This window comes from Paenibacillus artemisiicola (assembly GCF_017652985.1).
GTDB lineage: Bacteria > Bacillota > Bacilli > Paenibacillales > Paenibacillaceae > Paenibacillus_Z > Paenibacillus_Z artemisiicola.
On record NZ_JAGGDJ010000118.1, the window covers coordinates 1 to 931 of the forward strand.

At 66.5% G+C, this 931-nt stretch carries 1 protein-coding gene; it reads left to right on the plus strand.

Annotation, left to right across the window (positions count from 1 at the left end; genetic code table 11):
• Nucleotides 1-59: 59 nt before the first annotated feature.
• Nucleotides 60-931 (plus strand): ABC transporter ATP-binding protein (locus tag I8J29_RS33410; RefSeq protein WP_208851563.1); only part of this gene is annotated, 872 nt, incomplete at its 3' end.

The window sequence follows — 931 nt, forward strand, 5'->3', positions numbered from 1 at the left end:
CTGCGCGACGTGCTGGATCCGCGGCAGCGGGCGATGCTTTCCCCAAGGAGGTTGGAGCGGTGGCGAAAACGATTCTTGAAGTAAACGACCTGACCGTCGGCTTCCCGCGGGAAAACGGGCTCTTGAAAGCGACCGACCGCGTCAGCTTCGCGATCGAGGAAGGGCAGACGCTGTGCGTCGTCGGCGAATCGGGCAGCGGCAAGAGCGTGACGTCGCTCGCGATCATGCGGCTGATCGATTTCGCGGGGGGCTTCATCGCCGGCGGGCAGATCCGCTTCGACGGCGAGGAGCTGACGAAGAAGCGCCAGAGCGAGATGAACCGGATTCGCGGCGAGCGGATGGCGATGATCTTCCAGGACCCGATGTCGGCGCTGAACCCGGTGTTCTCGGTCGGGGAGCAGATCGCCGAGAGCCTGCGCCTGCACAAGGGCATGAGCAAGAAAGCCGCGTGGAACCGGGCGGTGGAGCTGCTGAAGCTGGTCGGCATTCCGGAGGCGGAGATTCGGGCGAAGCAGTTCCCGTTCCAGCTGTCCGGAGGCATGTGCCAGCGGGTCGTCATCGCGATGGCGCTGGCGTGCGAGCCGGAGCTGATCATCGCCGACGAGCCGACGACGGCGCTCGACGTGACGATCCAGGCGCAGATACTCGATCTGCTGCGGCGGCTGAAGCGCGAGCGGAAGACCGCGACGCTGCTGATCACGCACGACATGGGCGTGGCGGCGGAGATGGCGGACCGGATCGCGGTCATGTACGCGGGGGCGATCGTGGAGGAAGGGACGGTCGAGCATATCTTCAACGCGCCGCGGCATCCGTACACGCTCGGGCTGCTGCGCTCCATCCCGCGGCTGGAGGAGGAACCGGGAAGCGAGCTGTACGCGATCCGCGGCAGCATTCCCGGCATCGCGGACATCCCGAAGGGCTGCCGGTTCCA